Origin of the sequence: Thermoanaerobaculum aquaticum, from assembly GCF_000687145.1 — a bacterium.
Taxonomy (GTDB): Bacteria; Acidobacteriota; Thermoanaerobaculia; order Thermoanaerobaculales; family Thermoanaerobaculaceae; genus Thermoanaerobaculum; species Thermoanaerobaculum aquaticum.
This window is the reverse complement of record NZ_JMFG01000018.1, coordinates 17,331-35,207: the sequence shown is the minus strand read 5'-3', so window position 1 is coordinate 35,207 and position 17,877 is coordinate 17,331. Positions and strand designations below refer to the sequence as shown.

At 62.7% G+C, this 17,877-nt stretch carries 14 protein-coding genes; 9 read left to right on the top strand and 5 right to left on the bottom strand.

The window, feature by feature from the left end; genetic code table 11:
• Positions 1-127 precede the first annotated feature (127 nt).
• The 9 genes from EG19_RS12620 to EG19_RS07120 are packed head-to-tail and all read left to right on the top strand — an operon-like array spanning position 128 to position 9,589.
• A complete protein-coding gene (locus EG19_RS12620; RefSeq protein WP_053335044.1) occupies positions 128-565 on the top strand; it encodes a DUF1844 domain-containing protein in 438 nt (145 codons plus the stop codon).
• Positions 546-2,378: a tetratricopeptide repeat protein gene (locus EG19_RS07155; RefSeq protein WP_038049138.1), complete on the top strand. Its 1,833-nt coding sequence runs from the start codon at positions 546-548 to the stop codon at positions 2,376-2,378. The genes EG19_RS12620 and EG19_RS07155 overlap by 20 nt, the downstream gene beginning before the upstream one ends.
• 5 nt (positions 2,379-2,383) lie before the next feature.
• The gene (locus EG19_RS07150) at positions 2,384-3,670 is read left to right on the top strand and encodes a DUF4388 domain-containing protein (RefSeq protein WP_038049135.1); all 1,287 of its coding nucleotides are present in this window, start codon (positions 2,384-2,386) and stop codon (positions 3,668-3,670) included.
• Between the two features lie 60 nt (positions 3,671-3,730).
• Positions 3,731-5,632 (top strand): molecular chaperone DnaK, encoded by a 1,902-nt coding sequence (dnaK, locus tag EG19_RS07145; protein WP_038049133.1) that lies wholly within the window; start codon positions 3,731-3,733, stop codon positions 5,630-5,632.
• 15 nt (positions 5,633-5,647) lie between these two features.
• Positions 5,648-6,088, top strand: a complete 441-nt coding sequence (locus EG19_RS07140) for an Hsp20/alpha crystallin family protein (RefSeq protein ID WP_038049131.1) — start codon at positions 5,648-5,650, stop codon at positions 6,086-6,088.
• The gene (locus EG19_RS14275; RefSeq protein WP_038049129.1) at positions 6,085-6,465 is read left to right on the top strand and encodes a MerR family transcriptional regulator; all 381 of its coding nucleotides are present in this window, start codon (positions 6,085-6,087) and stop codon (positions 6,463-6,465) included. Before EG19_RS07140 ends, EG19_RS14275 begins: the two co-directional genes overlap by 4 nt.
• On the top strand, positions 6,462-7,316 hold the full coding sequence (locus tag EG19_RS07130) for a sigma-70 family RNA polymerase sigma factor (protein WP_038049127.1): 855 nt from the start codon (positions 6,462-6,464) through the stop codon (positions 7,314-7,316). Before EG19_RS14275 ends, EG19_RS07130 begins: the two co-directional genes overlap by 4 nt.
• Positions 7,317-7,361: 45 nt before the next feature.
• Complete coding sequence (locus EG19_RS07125) at positions 7,362-8,273, top strand: 3-hydroxyacyl-CoA dehydrogenase family protein (protein WP_081800011.1); 912 nt, start codon at positions 7,362-7,364, stop codon at positions 8,271-8,273.
• A 50-nt stretch (positions 8,274-8,323) separates the two neighbouring features.
• Positions 8,324-9,589 (top strand): acetate/propionate family kinase, encoded by a 1,266-nt coding sequence (locus EG19_RS07120; RefSeq protein ID WP_053335042.1) that lies wholly within the window; start codon positions 8,324-8,326, stop codon positions 9,587-9,589.
• A gap of 4 nt (positions 9,590-9,593) precedes the next feature.
• On the opposite strand, the gene EG19_RS07115 is transcribed toward EG19_RS07120, so the two are convergent.
• The 5 genes from EG19_RS07115 to uvrC form a co-directional block, all read right to left on the bottom strand.
• Positions 9,594-10,049 (bottom strand): NYN domain-containing protein, encoded by a 456-nt coding sequence (locus tag EG19_RS07115; protein WP_038049125.1) that lies wholly within the window; start codon positions 10,047-10,049, stop codon positions 9,594-9,596.
• Between the two features lie 3 nt (positions 10,050-10,052).
• Complete coding sequence (locus EG19_RS07110; protein WP_038049122.1) at positions 10,053-11,528, bottom strand: J domain-containing protein; 1,476 nt, start codon at positions 11,526-11,528, stop codon at positions 10,053-10,055.
• Positions 11,529-11,561: 33 nt separating this feature from the next.
• Positions 11,562-12,608 carry a hypothetical protein gene (locus tag EG19_RS07105; RefSeq protein WP_038049119.1) on the bottom strand — a complete coding sequence of 349 codons (1,047 nt, stop codon included), beginning with the start codon at positions 12,606-12,608 and terminating at the stop codon, positions 11,562-11,564.
• A 225-nt stretch (positions 12,609-12,833) separates the two neighbouring features.
• Positions 12,834-15,737 (bottom strand): Ig-like domain-containing protein, encoded by a 2,904-nt coding sequence (locus EG19_RS07100; RefSeq protein WP_038049116.1) that lies wholly within the window; start codon positions 15,735-15,737, stop codon positions 12,834-12,836.
• Positions 15,738-16,038: 301 nt separating this feature from the next.
• Positions 16,039-17,850, bottom strand: a complete 1,812-nt coding sequence (uvrC, locus tag EG19_RS07095) for an excinuclease ABC subunit UvrC (RefSeq protein WP_161685464.1) — start codon at positions 17,848-17,850, stop codon at positions 16,039-16,041.
• Positions 17,851-17,877: the final 27 nt, after the last annotated feature.

Genomic DNA, 17,877 nt, shown 5'->3' with positions numbered 1-17,877 from the left:
ATGGAGCGCACAACCCAAAAGTGCGACGCGGGCAAAGCCCCTGAACGGAAATGTCGCGGCTTGCAACAAGAACGTTGGCTTCGTACCTTATTCCGCGCTAAGATGAGATGGCTTGCAGGAGGGCGCGGTGAGCGAGGAAGAAAAAGAGAAAAAGCCAGTCAAGGTCATTGATCGCCGATGGTTTACGCCTGATGGCGAGCTCCGGGAGGATTTGCCCCCGGCACCTCCCGCCAGCACCGAACCCACGGCAACCCCGCAGCAGCAAAGTGCACCGAAAACCCAAGAAGTGCCCAAGGAGGAACCGCAAAAAGGCCGGGGAGGCGTGCATCTCCCCAACCGCCTCTCGTTTTTTGACTTGGTGGATTTCTTCGCCCAGCAAGCCCTGGCGCTTCTGTCCGGGCAAATCCCCGGCCGCGGCCGTGATCCTGAGACCGCCAGGTACTTCATTGACCTCCTCGGAGTGGTTCAGGAAAAAACGGCGGCCCAGCTTACGCCCGAGGAAGCCAGGTACCTGGATGACGTGCTTTTCCAGCTCCGGGCCCTCTATGTCCAAGCAAACCGTTAAGCTTCTGGGCATTGGCTTGTTTTTCCTGGCCAGCCAGGCAGCGCTGGCAGCCCCCAGAAGCATGGTTCCGGCGGAAATCGAACAAGCCTGGTTTCGCCTTACGGGCACGCTGGATCCCCTCAACCCTTCCGCTCTCCGTGACCGCACCGACGAGCTGTTGCAGGTAGCCTCCCGCCTGGAGCTCAAGCGCTTGAGCCCTTATGCCCAGGCCCTGGTGCTGCGGTCTCGCACCTTGCCGCCCGAGAGGAAGGAAGTGGTTCTCCGGGAGGCCCTCCGTTTGGACCCGAAATCGCCGGAGGCCCTTTTCGCCCTGGCATCGTTGCAGCTGAAGAGCTTTTCCGTGGCTGGGATTTGGACCACCCTCAAGGCCTTTGCCGCGTACGGGGCCGATGGCCGCTTGGTGAATTTCCGACGGGGCGCTTTGCTGCTGTTGGGGGTCCTGGTTGTTGGGCTTTTGGGGGTGGTCTGGGGTCTGGCGTCGTTAGCTCGCGTATTCCCCCGGTTGTGGCACGACCTCATGGAGCTTGGCGGCGCCTGGAAGCTGGGTGCCAACGCCTGGGTGTTTTCCTGCTTCGTTGTGGGCCTTCCGCTGTTTTTGGCCCTGGATCCCTTATGGGTTTTGTTTTGGCTGTTCGCTTTGGCGTGGGCTTATTTTTCGGAAAGCGCCAAGGTGATTGGTGGCGTTCTTCTGGTATTCCTTGCCGCTTTTCCCACCCTTTTGGAAAGGGCCTCCCGCAACCTCACCCACCCCACCGATCCGGTAACCCGCGCTGCCTGGGCCTTGCAGGAACACCGTTACGACCCCCTGGCCCTGGTGGAGCTAGAGGAGGCCGCCGACCTCTTTGCCGACGATCCCCACTTTTACCGGCTTAAGGGCGATCTGGAGCGGCAATTCGGCCTTTACGAGGCCAGCCTGCTTACCTACCAGGAAGGGCTGCGGCATAGCCCCCAGGAGCCGGCGCTTTTGGCTGCCGCCGGCACCGTGCACTACCTTCAGGGCAACTACGGGGCGGCGGTGCAGCTCCTGAGCGAGGCCCGGGACCGGGGGTTCGATCCCGTGGTGGTGAACTTCAACCTTTCTTTAGCGTTCGCGCACCTTTACAACTTCCGGGACAGCGACGAAGCCATCGCCGCCGCCCGCAAGGCCTCGGAATCCCGCCTGCGCCAGCTCACCCGCGGCCGCGACAACCAAGTGATCCTGCAGAGTGTGTCGCTGGACGAGGCGGAGGGCATTCTTGCCCGCAAAGATCCGGTTTTGCTGCTCAATCGCGGCTTTTTGCCGCCGCCCCTGAGCCGCGAGCGCACGCTGCTTTCGCCGTTAACCCTGGCGCCGGTGGTGGCGCTGGTGCTGGCGCTCTTGCACTACCTGGTGCGTTCCCGCCGCACCGGCTTTGCCCTCGCGTGCACCAAGTGTGGCCGGACCTTCTGCTCCCGCTGCAAGCTGTCGCGGGAAAGCCAAACCTACTGCACGCAGTGCGTCAACATCTTCTTAAAGCGGGACATGGTGGCACCGGAGCTGCAAATTGCCAAGCACAGACAGCTCCGTCGGCGCCAGATTGTGCACCAAACCCTCCGCCGGTTTTTCGACTTCTTCCTGCCCGGATTTGGCCAGGCCTTTTACGGGCGACCGCTGGTCGGCGTGCTCCTCATGATCCCCGCGGCTTTCCTGCTCACGGCCTCCACCTTGTGGCTTCCCCACTTTGTGCAGCCGCTGGTGCTGCAAGCTGAGCTCTTGCCCATCAGGGTCTTTCTGGCCCTGCTGTGGCTTGCCCTTTTGGTTTTTGCCCAGCTGCAAAGGCACCCGGAGAGGTAGACGCCATGGCCCTGGAAGGAACGCTCCGCGACTTTTCCCTTGCCGATATCTTCCAGCTCATCGGCTTGCAGAGGAAAACCGGTGTCCTCACCCTTCGCTCCCAGGAAGACGTGGTCACCGTTTCCTTCCTGGACGGCAAAATCGTAGGTGCCGACTCCCTCAACAAGCGCTTGGAAGACCGCTTAGGGCAGGTCTTGCTCAAAAGCAAGGCTATTTCCCGAGAAGCGCTGGAACGGGCCTTAGCTGTCCAGCGAGAAACTTTGGAGCGCTTGGGCCACATCTTGCTGGCCCACGGCCTGTTAACCAAGGAAGAGCTGTCCCACGCCCTGCAGCAGCAAATCCTGCAAATCATTTACCGGACCTTCCGCTGGCAGGATGGTGACTACCACTTTGCCCAAGAAACCTCGGTGGATTACGACCAGGAGCTGGTTGTTCCCATGCCCATTGAAAGCATCCTCATGGAAGGGGCGAGGATGCTGGACGAATGGCCTATCATCGAAAAGAAGATTTCCGACCGTACCGCCGTTTACCTTCCCACCAAAGCTGCAGAAAAGGTGGAGGTTGCCCCCGAGGAGGACCTGGAAGAACTCATTGATTTCGAGTTTGAACAGGCTCCCCTGCCCGTGGAGGAAAAGCCAACCCAAGCGAGCATTCGCGTCACCCCGGTGGAGCACCACGTGTTGCAGCTCCTCAACGGCATCCACACCGTGGACGATGTGGTGCGGCTTTCCATGTACGGGGAGTTCGAAACCTGTAAGGCCCTTTACACGCTTCTCAACCGCGGGCTGGTGCGCAAGGCTTCCCGCGCCGAGTTGGCGCAAGCCCAGGCCACCCTGGCGGAGCAAGAGCTGCCGGTGGTGGTGGAGCGGGTGGGAATCCCGTGGCTTGCGGCGGTGCTCGCACCTCTGTTGGCGGCTTCCCTCTTCTTGGCCACCAAAAACCCCGTGAACTGCCTCTTGGGCCCTGCCCCAACGCCCCTTCCGCACCTGCAGGAAGCGGCCTCCTTTGTCCGTCTCTGGGGCCTTGCCCAAATCCTTCACGGCGTTTCCCAACTCACCGGCTCCTACCCCGACTCCCTTTCCGAGCTCACCCAACAGGGCTACCTCACATCCGATCAGCTCCACGATCCCTGGCGACAGCCTTACCGCTACGTGCTTCGGGAGCGGTCGTTGCTGTTGGCCGGCGATGGACCGCAACGCCGGCCCAGCCCCAACTTGGTGATCGTGCAGAGCCTACCCTCAGGCCCCGAGGGTGCGGAGGGGGTCAAGGGGGTGGAGCTGGCCAGTCCTTGACAATCCTTCGCTCAGGTCTTATATTATGGCTGGTCGTATGACCTGAGGAGGGTTTAGTCAATGTCCAAGATCATCGGAATCGATTTGGGAACCACAAACTCCGTGGTAGCCGTAATGGAGGGCGGCAAGCCCGTGGTGATCCCAAACCAGGAGGGCAGCCGCACCACGCCTTCGGTGGTGGCGTTCGCCAAGAACGGTGAGCGCCTGGTGGGCCAGGTGGCCAAGCGCCAGGCGATCACCAACCCCGAGCGCACCATTTACTCCATCAAGCGCTTCATGGGGCGTCGCTATGACGAGGTGCTTGGCGAAATCAAGATGGTGCCCTACAAGGTGGTGCGCGGGGAAAACGACACCGCGCGCGTGGAGGTGGAAGGCAAGGTCTATTCCCCGCCGGAAATCTCGGCCATGATCCTGCAGAAGCTGAAGGCCGCCGCCGAGGACTACCTGGGTGAAAAGGTGGAAAAGGCGGTCATTACCGTCCCCGCGTACTTCAACGACGCGCAACGCCAGGCCACCAAGGATGCCGGCCAGATTGCCGGCCTGGAGGTGGTGCGCCTGGTTAACGAGCCCACCGCCGCAGCCCTGGCTTACGGCTTGGACAAGAAGAAGAACGAAATCATCGCGGTTTACGACTTCGGGGGCGGTACCTTCGACATCTCCATCCTGGAGGTAGGCGAAGGCGTGGTGGAGGTGAAGTCCACCAACGGCGACACCCACCTGGGTGGGGATGACATTGACCAGCGGCTCATCGAATGGCTCATCGAGGAGTTCAAGAAGGACCAGGGGATTGACCTCTCCAAGGACCGCATGGCGCTGCAACGGCTCAAGGAAGCTGCGGAAAAAGCCAAGTGCGAGCTTTCCTCGGTGCAGGAAACGGAAATCAACCTGCCGTTCATTACCGCTGACGCTTCCGGTCCCAAGCACCTGAACATCCGCCTCACCCGCGCCAAGTTCGAGCAGCTGGTGGAAGACATCATCATGCGCACCATTGGGCCATGCCGCCAGGCTTTGAAGGACGCCGGCCTCGAGCCCAAAGACGTGGACGAGGTGGTGCTGGTGGGTGGCTCCACCCGCATTCCGCGGGTGCAACAGCTGGTGGCCGAGTTCTTCGGCAAGGAGCCCCACAAGGGCGTGAACCCCGACGAGGTGGTGGCGGTAGGGGCCGCGGTGCAAGCCGGCGTGCTCCAGGGCGAAGTCCGCGACCTCTTGCTTTTGGACGTGACGCCGCTTTCCCTGGGGGTGGAGACCCTGGGCGGTGTGGTGGACGTGGTCATCCCCCGCAACACCACAATTCCCACCCGCAAGTCCAAGATTTACTCCACCGCCGAGGACAACCAAACCCAAGTGGAAATCCACGTGCTGCAGGGGGAGCGGCCCATGGCCCGGGACAACCGCACCTTGGGTCGGTTCCACCTGGTGGGCATTCCTCCGGCACCCCGCGGCATCCCGCAAATTGAGGTGACCTTCGACATTGACGCCAACGGCATCCTCCACGTGTCGGCCAAGGACCTGGGTACCGGCAAGGAGCAGAAGATCCAAATCACCGCGTCCTCCGGGCTTTCCGAGGAGGAAATCCAAAGGATGGTGCGGGAGGCCGAACAGCACGCCGAGGAGGACCGCCGGCGGCGGGAGGAAGCCGAGCTGCGGAACCGCCTGGACAGCCTGGTCTACTCCACCGAGAAGCTGGTTTCCGAAAACAAGGAGAAACTGCCTTCAGCGCAGGTCACCGAAACCGAAGAGGCGCTCAAGGAAGCCAAGCGGGCCCTGGAGGAAGGTCGCAAGGAGGTCATGGAAAAGGCTCACGAACGGCTGACCCGGGCCTCGCACCGTCTTGCCGAGGAGATCTACCGTCACGCCGGGGCCGCGGCCTCCCAGACCGCGCAAGCCACCACCCCGCCACCCACTGAAGGTGAGGTCGTGGACGCCGAATACGTGGACGTGGACACCAAGGGTCCCAACTAAAATGGGAGAGACGCCATGAGGGAGCTAGACTGGCACGTTTTCCGCGAGCTGGAAAGCCTTTCCGAGAGGATGCAGGCCCTGCTGGAATCGGCCTTTCTAGCTCCCTCGCGCTTGACCTCCGGTGCCGTTACCTTCCCACCGGTGGATGTGTACGAAACCGACAGCGAAGTCGTGGTGGAAGCGGAGCTGCCCGGCGTGGCTGCCCAGGACGTGCACGTGGAGCTGGAAGGCGAAAGGCTCGTGATCTTTGGCGTCATGGGATCTGACAGCGGCGACACAGAAGAAACGCTGCTGCGCATGGAACGGCCCCGCGGCCGTTTTCACCGGGTGGTTCCGCTCCCCTCGCCGGTGGTGCCCCCGTTTGAGGCAACCCTATCCCGGGGCGTGCTTGCGGTTCGCCTGCCCAAGCCCAGAGGCTCCGCCCGGAGCATCCACATTGCTCGGGAGGCCACATGAGCGCCAAAGCTCCCCGTCGCTACCACATGATCTCGTGGGTGGCCAAGCGCTACAACATCCACCCGCAAACGCTGCGCCTTTACGAAAGGGAAGGCCTCATTCGCCCAGCCCGCAGCGAGGGCAACACCCGTCTTTACGATGAAGCCACCTGCGAGCGCCTGGAGTTCATCCTCACCCTCACCCGCGACATGGGAGTAAACTTGGCAGGAGTCGAGGTTATCTTGAGGATGAAGGACCAAATTGACGCCCTCCAGGCGGAGGTGAGCCGACTAGCCGAAGCGCTGGAGCGGGAGCTGGCCAAGAAAGGCGGGGTGGCGCGGGAGCACGCCCTGGTGCCCCGCCCTTACCACGGCTTGGTCCGTAGCGAGGACGAATGACCCACGATGAGCACCGCTACGACCCTGAGGCGGCGCTGTTGCGGCGCTACCTTCAGGAAATTGGCCGCTTCCGGCAATTGACACCGGAAGAGGAACGGGAGCTGGCCGAGCGCATTCAAAAGGGCGACGCCGAAGCCCTCCGCCAGCTGGTGGAAGCTAACTTGCGGTTTGTGGTGGCCTACGCCAAGCGCTTCCGGCACTCGCGTATTAGCCTTTTGGACCTCATCAACGAGGGCAACATTGGCCTCATTCAAGCAGCCAAAAAGTTCGACCCCAAAAAGAACGTGAAGTTCATCACCTACGCCGTGTGGTGGATCCGCCAGGCCATCCTCCACGCCCTTTCCGAGCACGGGGTGAGCTTCCGCCTGCCCCAGAAGCAGGCCAACGTGCTGTACCGCCTGGAGCGCTCCCGCCAGGCCTTAGGTCGCGAGCTGGAGCGGGCTCCCACCGAGGAGGAGCTGGCGGAAGAGATGAGCTTGCCGGTGGAAGAGGTGCGCACGCTTTTGGCTTCCAACCAGAACTTCCTCTCCCTCAACGAGCCGGTGGGCGAGGAAGAGGAAGCCGAGTTCGGGGACCTATTGGAGCAGTACGTGATCCCCGACGCCGACGAAGAGCTCCTGCGCCAATCCTTTCAGGAAACCCTGAAAGAGGCCCTGGAGGAGCTCAGCGACAAGGAGCGGCAGATCCTCTCCCTGCGCTTTGGCCTGGAGGACGACCAGCCCCGCACCTTGCGGGAAATAGGTGAGATGCTGGGGATCTCCCGGGAGCGCGTGCGGCAAATTGAAAACCTCGCATTAGCCAAGCTCCGGCGCTCCAGCAAGGCCCGGGCCCTCGCCTCCTACCTCAACTGAAGGCACCCTTGCTTTTCCGGTGACCTTGTTCTATATTTCACAAGTATGGGGACACCAGAACTTCACCAGGTGGCGGTCATCGGCGGCGGGATCATGGGGCGGTCCATTGCCACCAAGGTCTCGCAAGCCGGCCTTTCCGTTTTGCTTAAAGAAATCAACCCAGAGAGGGCCGAGGTAGTGCGGAAGATGCTGGACGAGGCCCTCCAGCACCAGGTGGAACGCTGGACCCTTACCGGTGCTGAAAAGCGGGCCATCTTAAGCCGCATTACCTTCACCGCCAGCTACGACGGCATTGACGCCTGCCAGCTGGCCATCGAGACCATCCACGAGGACTTTCAGGACAAGAAAAACCTCCTCTCCGAGCTGGACCAGCTCCTCGCTCCCCATGTCCCCATCGTGGTGAACACCTCCACGCTTTCCATTACCGAGCTGGCTTCCGGGCTCAAGTACCCGGAACGGGTGCTGGGCATGCACTTCCTTTACCCGGTGCCCACCACCCGCGTGGTGGAGGTGGTGCGCGGGCAAGTGACGTCCAACGAGGCTTTTGAGGTAGCCAGGCACTTCGCCCGAGTGCTGGGGAAGGTGCCCATCGAGGTGTTCGAATCCCCGGGTTTTGTGACCACCCGCATCGTGCTGGCCCTGGTCAACGAAGCCATGTACGTGGTCATGGAAGGGGTGGCTTCCGCTGCCGAGGTGGATTTGGCCATGAAGCTGGGTTACGACTTCCGCATGGGGCCGCTGGAGTGGGCGGACCGCGTGGGCCTGCACAAGATCCTCAACTGGCTCCAGCACCTGTTTGAGGAAACCGGGGATCCCAAGTTTCGCCCCTGTCCCCTGTTGCGCAAGCTGGTACGGGCCGGGCACACCGGGGCGCGGGCGGGCAAGGGCTTTTTCAGCTACGACGAAAACCGCAACCGCACCGACCGCTTGCCCGATGACGTGCCCCAGCTCGCGTGATTTTTTTGGCTTGGGAAATTGCGGCAAACTGCTAGCAAAGAGGTGAGCTCATGAAAATCCTGGTTCTCAACTGCGGGTCATCCTCCGTGAAGTTTCAGGTCATCGAGACCTCCCTGGAGGCCATCGAACACAACACCGACCAGACCCTGGCTCGCGGTGCGGTGGAAAAGATTGGCCTGCCCGATTCGCGGTTGGTTTTGCAGGTAGCTGACCGCAAGCCTTATCAGGAAATCTGCGAAATCCTGGAACATCGGGCAGCGGTGGAAAAGGTGCTTAAGGTCCTGGTTCACCCCGAGCACGGGGTGCTCACCGACATCTCGCAAATTGAAGCCGTAGGCCACCGGGTGGTGCATGGGGGCGAGAAGTTTGCCTCTTCGGTGCTGGTAACCGACGAAGTGGAGGCCATGATCGAGGAGTGCGTGGTTCTGGCGCCGCTCCACAACCCCCACAACCTCCGGGGCCTGCGGGCCGCCCGGGCGCTTTTGCCCAACGTCCCCCACGTGGCGGTCTTTGACACCGCGTACCACCAGTCCATGCCGTCCCGAGCCTTCATTTACGGCCTTCCCTACGAGCTTTACACCCGCCACGGCATCCGCCGCTACGGGTTCCACGGCACCTCCCACCGCTACGTGGCCATCCGCACCGCAGCGCTGTTGGGCAAGCCGCTGGAAACCCTCAAGATCGTTACCTGCCATTTGGGTAACGGCTGCTCCATGGCGGCCATTGACCGCGGCCGCTCCATTGACACCAGCATGGGGTTTACACCCCTGGAGGGCTTACTTATGGGCACCCGCTGTGGCGATTTGGATCCCGCCATCCTGCCCTGGGTGCAAGCGGTGGAGGAGCTTTCCCTTTCGCAGCTCAACGCCATGCTCAACAAGCACTCGGGGCTTTACGGCATTTCCGGCGTTTCCTCGGACATGCGGGAGGTGCTGGCCGCCGCCGAAGCCGGCAACCGCCGGGCGCAGTTAGCAGTGGAAATCTTCTGCTACCGCATCCGCAAGTACATCGGCGCTTACGCCGCTGCCCTTGGGGGTCTGGACGCCGTGACCTTCACCGGCGGCATTGGCGAAAACGCCCCGGCCATTCGTGCCCAGTCCCTGCAAGGGCTGGAGTTTCTGGGCATCAAGCTGGACCCCACGGCCAACATGGCGGTCAAACCACAGACCCCCAGCCTCATCTCGCAAAAGGAAAGCCCGGTGGCGGTGGCGGTAATCCCCACCAACGAAGAGCGCGTGATTGCCAGGGACACCGTCCGGGTGCTGGCTGGTGTGATGCCCAGCTTTGCCGTTCCCGGCAACGAAGCGCCCAGGTAGCGCTTCAAAAGCTTTTCCGTCGCTTGCGCCGAACCCGAAGGGGCTCCTGGGGCAGCGGTGTGACTCCGAGGCGGTAGTCCATCTCTTCGCCCGCGGAAAACCTGGGCTCACCTTTATTCGTGGCTTCCCATCCCTCCAGCTTGCGCCAAAACTCCCCAACCGAAACCACCTCCGCCCCCAAACTGCGGGCCTTGCTCGCCAAAGCCTGGTCCGAGCTCACCAGCCGCCACCCCCGGCCACCCTGCTGCAACAGGGCCAGGATGGCGGAATCGGCGTGCGGCACGTACCGCACCTCCACCGCCCCCAGGTGCTCCACAGCGGGTGTGCCCGGCGGTGGGGCTCCATCGAAGAAGAGCACGACCTTGAGTTTTTCCCGGTGGGCCAGGGCCAGAACCGCTCGCCGGGTAGCCTCACGGGCGGTACCCCCCGCCACGTTGTTCCCGTCCACCACCCAGGGCATGGCCTATTTCATTTGCCGCCGAAGCTCCAGAGCCTCAGCGTTCTTGGGATCGTACTCCAGGACCTTCTCCACGCAGGCCAGGGCCCTTTGAACCTGCCGGCGCTTGAACCAGAAACGCGCCAGCTCCAGCCACGCGGGGGTCAGCTGGGGGTCCAGGGACACCGCCATTCGCAGGTGCGAAAGGGCCCTCTGGCCCCACATGGGGTTACGCAGCTCCACCCGCGCTAAAAGCAGCAGGGTGTCGGCTTCGGGGGCAAAGCGGGCAGCCTGTTCTAAAAGCGGCAACGCCCCGCCGTAGTCTCCCGCTTTCAGCAACAGGTCCGCTTGCTTTTTGCTGGCCCGCGCCAGCTCCAGCTGCGCCTTCCGCCGTCGCTCTTCTTCTTGAAAGTCCTCGTGCCCGGCTTCCGCCTGCCTGAGGAACTGATCGTAGCGGGCCCGTCTTTCGGGTTCGGAGAGGGTATCGTAGGCATCTTTGACCGCGTTGAAGATTCGCGCCAGCTCCGAGCGGAGGGTGCGCAGGTGCGGCTCCGAGGCACGATCGGGGTGGAACATGCGGGCCAGCTCCCGGTACCGCTCGTGAATTTGATCCTGGGTAGCTCCCGGTGACAGACCCAGCCGTCGGTAGTAGTGCTGGCGCTCGATTTCACTGGCCAGCTTCAACACCCGCTGGTGCTCGGCTGCCTGGTGGGGCTCAAACGCCACGGTTTCATCCACCCGCACCTCAGGCTCTTCCTGCGTGAGCGTCAGGCGCACGGGGGCTTGCGGCGGGGCATCGGCAAGCTCCACGAGCCCCGCGGTAATCAAACCGGCCAAAGCCTTGACGAAGTCCTCCTCGGAAAAGGGCACCAGACGGCGGAGCTGGTCGGTGGTGGTGCGACCGTTGACCCGCGAAAGCAGGAACGCCTCGCTGGCCGACAGGTGCACCTTTTGCTCCCGCAACAGCACGTCGCTCTGGGCGCAAACAAACGCTTTGGGGTTGATGAGCTTTTGAAGGATCTCGCCATCGGGAAGGCGGCGGATGGCTCGCAGCAGGAGGTCCCCCATGGTTACGTCCAACACGCAGGTACGTGGATCCCCCTTTTCCCCAGGTTTAAACTCGAAGCTCACCGGAGCCGGAAGCAGCCTGCTCAAAATCAACGCCGCCCGCTCCACCAGCTCCTCGTGCAGCTGCTCCGCCTCCACCACCCCCTGGCGCAACAGCAAATCGCCAAAAAGCTCGCCGTTTTCTTGGCGGAGCAAGGTGAGAGCCAGCTGTTCACGTTCTAAAAGGCCGCGGTCCACCAACCACTGGCCGAGCTTTTCTTCCTCCACCTCGCTTTCCACCGCCCGCACCTGCCCAGCCTCCAGCCAAAAACAGCGAACCCCCTGCTGGTTTCTCAGCTCCAGACGGCCGCTGGCTAAGCCCTGGTAAAGGCGGCGCAAAAGCCCCGCGACCTCGCCGGCCCCCAGTTGGCCCGTGGAAACACCCAACCGCTCCATTTGTTGTAAGTCTATACCACCCACCCCCGCCAATCAACGGGAGTTGTCGGTCACAAGCACAGCGTGGGGTTGAAAACCCTTTTGCAGATAGCTCTCAGGCACGGCGGACAGAGCGGCCTCCGCCTGCTCCCGGCTGGCAAAGGCCCCCCAAACCAACCGGTAGCAAGGCTGACTGGCATCGCCAAACGGGACCACCCGCAGCTTTTCCTTATCCCTGGCCTGCAAGCGGTAAAGCTGCTCCAATTCTGCGGGCTGACAAGCCCCACCCACGGCAATGCTCCACGGCCCCTGGGTGGATTTTGGTCCGGGCTGGAGGAAAGGCCGGGAGAGGTATAACCCCGCGGCCACCACCAGCACCGCCGGAAAAATCCACCACCAGCGGCGCTTGCGCCGGGGCGGAGGTTCGGGTTCGGTGGTGTCCAGCTGGGTCTTCTCCAAAGCAAGCTCCTCCGCTTCCACCAGCCCGGCACCCACGGTGGCCCCCAAGAAGCGGTAGACCATGTCTTTGCCGTAAGGAGAAGGCTCGGCAATGGCCTCCGCGCTCCGCATGTCGTTTACCTTGGCCAGGATGGCCAGCGCCTCCTCGGGCAGGCCCAGCTCACCCACCCACCGGCTGAAGCCCGGAAGCCGCTTCAAAACCGCCGAGGGATCGGGCAAAAACACCGGCATCAGTCCTTCCCCGCCCTCCCTGAGCACCAGCTCGTAAACCACGTGGGGGTAGGAAACCACAAAGCCGCTGGCCGGCCGCGGATCCCCGGGGAAGAGCTCCAGGGTGGCCTGGGGATCGGCAAAAAAGGCCTTGAGCTGGCTCGTCAAGGCACGCTTCAACACCGCTGCCGCTTCCTCCGGGGTCACCAGCTTCTGGCTCACCGCGGCGCGGGCTTCGGCAAACCAATCGCCTTCCGGAGGCAAACCGAAAGCCGCCGCCAGAATCTCCCCGTCGTTGCCCTCCACGGAGGTAATAGCCCCGGCATCCACATGCAGGACCAGCCTTTGCTCGCCAAAGCGCAGCACCGCTGAGCCGCGTCCCAGCTTCCCAACCCACGAAGACAGGCGCAAAGCCGCCGAGTTGCGTACCATCAGCGCAAGGCTACCCTGTCTTCCGCCGCTAAGTCAAAGGGTCTCCGGCCGCAACGGGCCGAAGGTGAAGGCCAAGAGGCCTTTCTCACAGTCCGCCCGCTACCGGGAGTTCCGACTCTGTGCCCAAGGCGGTACAAAAAACCCGGGGCCCAGGTGGGCCCCGGGTTGCTCGGTTGTGGCAAAGCTACTGCGCATCAGCAGCCGGAAAAACCCGGTGCTGAGCCCTCAGCGGTCGTAGTGGAGCTCAATGAACTCGTAAACGTACTCTCCGCTGCCCGCCGGGTCGGCAAATTCGTTGATCACCAGGCCCTTGCCGCACCCCGGGCCGGCGCCGGTGCCGGGGGTAGCCCAGCTCGCCGAGCTGATGGTCCAGGATGTGCTCTTACCCGCTGCCAGACAGGGGTCCTTGCGTTGTACGGTGTACCCGCCACCGGTGGGCATTTTGACGGTGCGACCGTCCAGCCTATTCCCTGCGGCGTCGTAAAGCGTGAACTGCTCGTCACCGTTCATCACCGGGAAAGCCCCGCCGGCGTTGATGAACGTCACGTTGGAGGGAAGCGTCACCCCCCAGAAGGCTTCAAACGCCGCCTTGCTAGCGTTGCGGGCAATGACCAGGTAGCCACCGTCGGCAATGCGGGTACCGGCGGGGATGGTGTAGGTGAAGCTGGCGTTGATCTGAACCAGACGGTAGTTGGAAACGTCCAGACCGCAGGCGTTGTTGACGGTGACCGAAACCGGCGAGGCGGTACCGACGTTAGCGGCGCAGGAAGCATCGGTGGCCCGGGCAGCAATAGTGTGGGTGCCGGAAGGAGCGGCACTGCTGGCCCAGGTCAACTCCCAGTAACCGGTGGCGGTGTTGAAGCTGGCCGGGGTCCAGGCCCCGCCGTCCACCTGCACCTCCACGCCAGCAACCCCCGAGGCATCGCTGGCGCTCACCTTGATGACCGTGTCCTGGCAAGAAATAACCGACCCCGCTGCCGGAGCCACGATGCTCACCAAAGGCGCAGTGGTATCCGCAGGAGCAATGGTCACCTGCACCGACGCCGAGTTGGTGGTGTGAGCGGGGGAGGAAGCGTCTGTGGCCCGAGCCTGCAAGGTGGCGGCACCGCTGCAGGCGGTATCGCCGGTGTTCCAGGCGAGCTCGTAGTAGCCGCTGGCCGGGTTGTAGCTGGCCTGGCTCCAGGGGCCACCGTTAATGGAAAGCTCCACCCGGGAAAGCCCACAGGTGGCGTCGCTGGCTTGCATCCGGACGGTCACGGTGCCGGAAACGGTGGCTCCGCTGGAAGGCGAAACCACGGCCACCGTGGGGTTGTCGCTGTCGCTGCAGGCGGCCCCAAAGGTAATCCACATGGGGGAGGACCACAGGTCGTGGCCGTCGGCCTGCACCGCATGGACGAAGTAGTAGTAGGTGCCGCTGGTAAAGCTTTCGGTGACCGTGAAGCTGTCCTGGTTGCTCCAGGTGAGGTAGGGAGCGGTGAGCGTTCCTGCACCCACCTGACCCCGCCACAGCTCAATGCGGGAAAGCGTTTCCCCCGCGGGGTCGTACACGGCCGCCCGCAGGGTTACCGAGCTGCCCACGGAAAAGATGTCGCCCATGATGTGCGCCCCATCGCCGGTGGCAAAGACCAGCTGGGCGTTGGGGTCTTCGGTGGCAAAGAAATGCCGCTGTTTATGGGCCAAAAGCAGCGCTTGCTTGGTAAGCACCGGCGTGGTTTGGTTGGGCAGCAAGTAAACGGTGCGGTTGGGAAGCGCGATGCCGTAGTTGTTGCAGTGGGCGTCGTGATCGGCGGTGGGGCCCAGGTGGAACCCTTTGTTTAAGGCCTCCCGCCAGCGTGGGGTGTAATCGGTGGTGGCCACGTTGGCATCGGAGCAGGTGGTGGAGGTGGTAAAGGCAAGCCCCGAACGCACCGCAATACCTTGAATCGCAGCGTCGGCGTTGGCATCGAAGGCGTAGTTATCGAAGTTTCCCGTACCTGGATGGCAAAAGATGCCCAGCGGTCCCACCGGCGAGGGGTTTTCCACCGAGCGCTGGTAAAGCGTGAGGTAGCCATAGCGCTTGGGCGTGAAAACGTCAAAGTAGCAGTCGGTTCCCGGGGTACATTCGGGGTTCGGCCCGTTGCAGTTGCTGCAGCTCTCCCAGCCAAAGAGCACCGGCGTTTCCAAAAGCGTCACGTGCCCCTGATCGCTGTTGGTGGTTACGCCCCATTCCATGCCGTAAAGGGCCACAAAGGTGCCGTCCACGGTGGCTGCCGCAGCCGCCGCCCGCCCGTCTTGGTAACGTTGCTTTACCTTGGCTTCGGTCACCGGCGGGTTGTTGGTCGCCACGGAATCATTGATGAGGTGGTTGTGCTCGTTCACCACCCAGTAATCCAGACCCGCCGAGTAGCGAGCAAAATCGAAGACCGCCGCGGGGTTAAAGGTGCCGCTTCCGTAGGCGTTACCCGAGGAGCAGTTGGTGGTGGGCTGTCCGCCATCGGAAAAGTTGGAGTGGCTGTGGGTGGAACCGTAGTAAAAGTTGTAAGGAAAACCCGCTTCCAGCGGGACGTTTTGCTGCACCTCGCAGCTTGTGGCCAGCGCGCTCACGCGAATTTGCTGCGCCACGGTGTCGGGGAGCGTGTAGTTCACCACCACCTCATCGGTGGAGGCCATGGCTTCCTCCACCATGGGCGCTGAGGCTAGCTCTTCCAACTTTTCAAACCGCTTGCCGTGGGAGTCGGCCAGGAAATAGGCGCGAAACGTGTAGGTGTAAATGCCTTCCGGCACGATCCTGCCGTGCTGGTCCTTGCCGTCCCACAAGAACTCCGCCAGTACCTGCCCGCTTTCCTCCAGCCGGCCCGCCCCTTCCGCTTCCCGCACGATGCTGCCTTCAGGGGAGCGAATCTCCAGCTTCCACCTCACATCACCCCGCTCCCCTAAAGCGGCCGCCCGCTGGTAGGAAAGCACCGAGTACAGTCGAACGGTTCCTAAAGGTCCGGGAGCATAGGGAGAGAACTGGTAGGCGCTGGCCCCCACAAAGGCAATGAAGTTGGCATCGCAGTCGTCGTACTCGGCGGCTGCGGCTTGCCAACTGCCAAGGGCCACCGCAAAAAGTAAGATAAGCAAAACCCTCCAACCAATTGGTCTGCGCATCACGTCTCCTCCTCCTGCCCAAGAACACCAGGGCTTTTTGAAATTTCTTTGAAGAGAGAAAGCCCGGCACCCGCTTCCTTCCGGTACCTGGGCCGCAACACGGTGGGCACGGAGAATAATAGCCAAAAAACCCACCCCGCTGCAACTCCAGCGGCTGCCCGAGATGTTCAAAGAAACGCAAGAAAACCACAGAAAAACCGAATTATTTTTTGCTTGGAGAAACACGTGCCCGACTTTTTGCGAACTGGGTTTCACCCCTTTCAGGTGGTCGCCCGGTTCTAAGCGCAGAATCCCGGGTCTTTTACGCCTTCTCTCGGGAAACCGCAGCCTTCACCGCTTTGGCGAGCTTGCGGCCCACCACCGTTGCCAGCTCCTGCTCGGAGGCCGCTCGGATCCCGTCCACGGAACCAAAAGCGGCCAGCAGCTTCCTGGCCCGAGTTGGACCCACCCCGGGAACCGCCAAAAGCTGCGTAGCCAACCGCCTGGCCCGCCGACGCCGGCGGTGCCTGGTGATGGCAAAGCGGTGGGCTTCGTCGCGGATTTTCTGCAGCAGCAAACGCACCGGGTGGTTGTTGGGGAGACGAAGCGGCGGCTGGCCGGGGTCCTGGTAGATTTCCTCAAAGCGCTTGGCCAGGGACACCACCGGCAGCTGGCAGCCCACCTTCGCCAAGGCCTGGCGGGCGGCGGCCAGCTGCGTGGGCCCGCCGTCAATGAGCACTAGATCCGGAAGGGCCTTGCCTTCCGCCAGCAGCCGGCGAAAGCGGCGCCCCACCGCTTCCGCAATGGCTGCGGGATCGTCCCCGGGTTTGGCGGTTTTGACGTTAAAGCTGCGGTACTCCCGCTTGGCCAGCTTGCCCTTCTCCCACACCACCACCGACACCACCGCTGCTTCCCCACCGGTGTGGGAAACGTCGAAGCATTCAATCCGCAAAACCGGATTTGGCAAGTGGAAGAGGCTTTGCACTTCCGCCCCCAGCCTCTCCCCTTCCCGGGCTGGGTGGCGGAACCGCAAGCGGAAGGACTCCCCGGCGTTTTCCTGGGCCAGCTCCAGGAGCTTGCGCTTTTCACCGCGCTTGGGGACCAGAACCTCCACGCCCCTGCCCGCTTTCGCCGCCAAAAATCCCTGCAGCGCCTCGGGTTCGTCCACGGCAAAAGGCAAAATTACCTGCTCCGGCACGGCCGGGTTGGCCTCGTAAAACTGCGGCACAAACTCGGACAGGAAAGCCCCGTCCGCCGGCACCTCCGCCCCCTCGAAGTGGTATTCCCGCTTGTCGCAAAGCTTGCCCTGGCGGTACACCAAAACCACCGTGGTGACATCGCGCCCGTCGCCTTCCACGCCGAAAACATCAAAGGAACCTTTGCCCGGAAGCTCCGCCACCTGGCCTTCCGCAAGCGCCTTCACGGCCCTTTCCAGGTCCCGGTAGCGGGCCGCCCTTTCGAACTCTTCCCGTTCCGCCGCTTCCCACATGCGCTGCTGGAGCACCTTCCCCAGCTTCCCGGTCTTGCCCGAAAGCAGCATGCGCACTTCCCTCACGGCGTCCAGATAAGCTTCCCTGGTGGTGAGACCGGCCACGCAGGGCCCCAGACAGGCGCCCATGGAAAAGTAAAGGCAAGGGCGGGGCAAGGTGCCCTCGGGTTTTAAATCCCAGTGGCAGGTGCGCACCTGGCTGTACATGCGGATGAGGTCCATGAGGCGCGCAGCGGTGCCGTGGCCCAGGAAGGGGCCAAAGTACTCGTTCCCGTCGGCCTCCACCTTCCTCACCAACAGCGCCCGGGGCCAGTATTCTGAGGTGGTGAGCTTGATGTACGGGTAGGTCTTGTCATCCCGCAGCAGGATGTTGTAGCGGGGGCGGTGCTGTTTGATGAGCTGGTTTTCCAGGATGAGCGCTTCCACTTCCGTGCGCGTCACCACAAACTGGAGGTCCCGGGCCCGGGCCAGCATCTGCGCGGTTTTCACCGGCTGCTCCCGGCCAAAGTAGGAAAGCACCCGCCGGCGGAGATCCTTAGCTTTGCCCACGTACAGCACCCTGCCGCGGCCGTCGGAAAACAGGTACACGCCCGGCTGCTCCGGGGCCTGGCTGGCCAACTCCCACAACGGATGCCGCTCGCTCACGGACCCATTCAACCACACTCCCTTTGG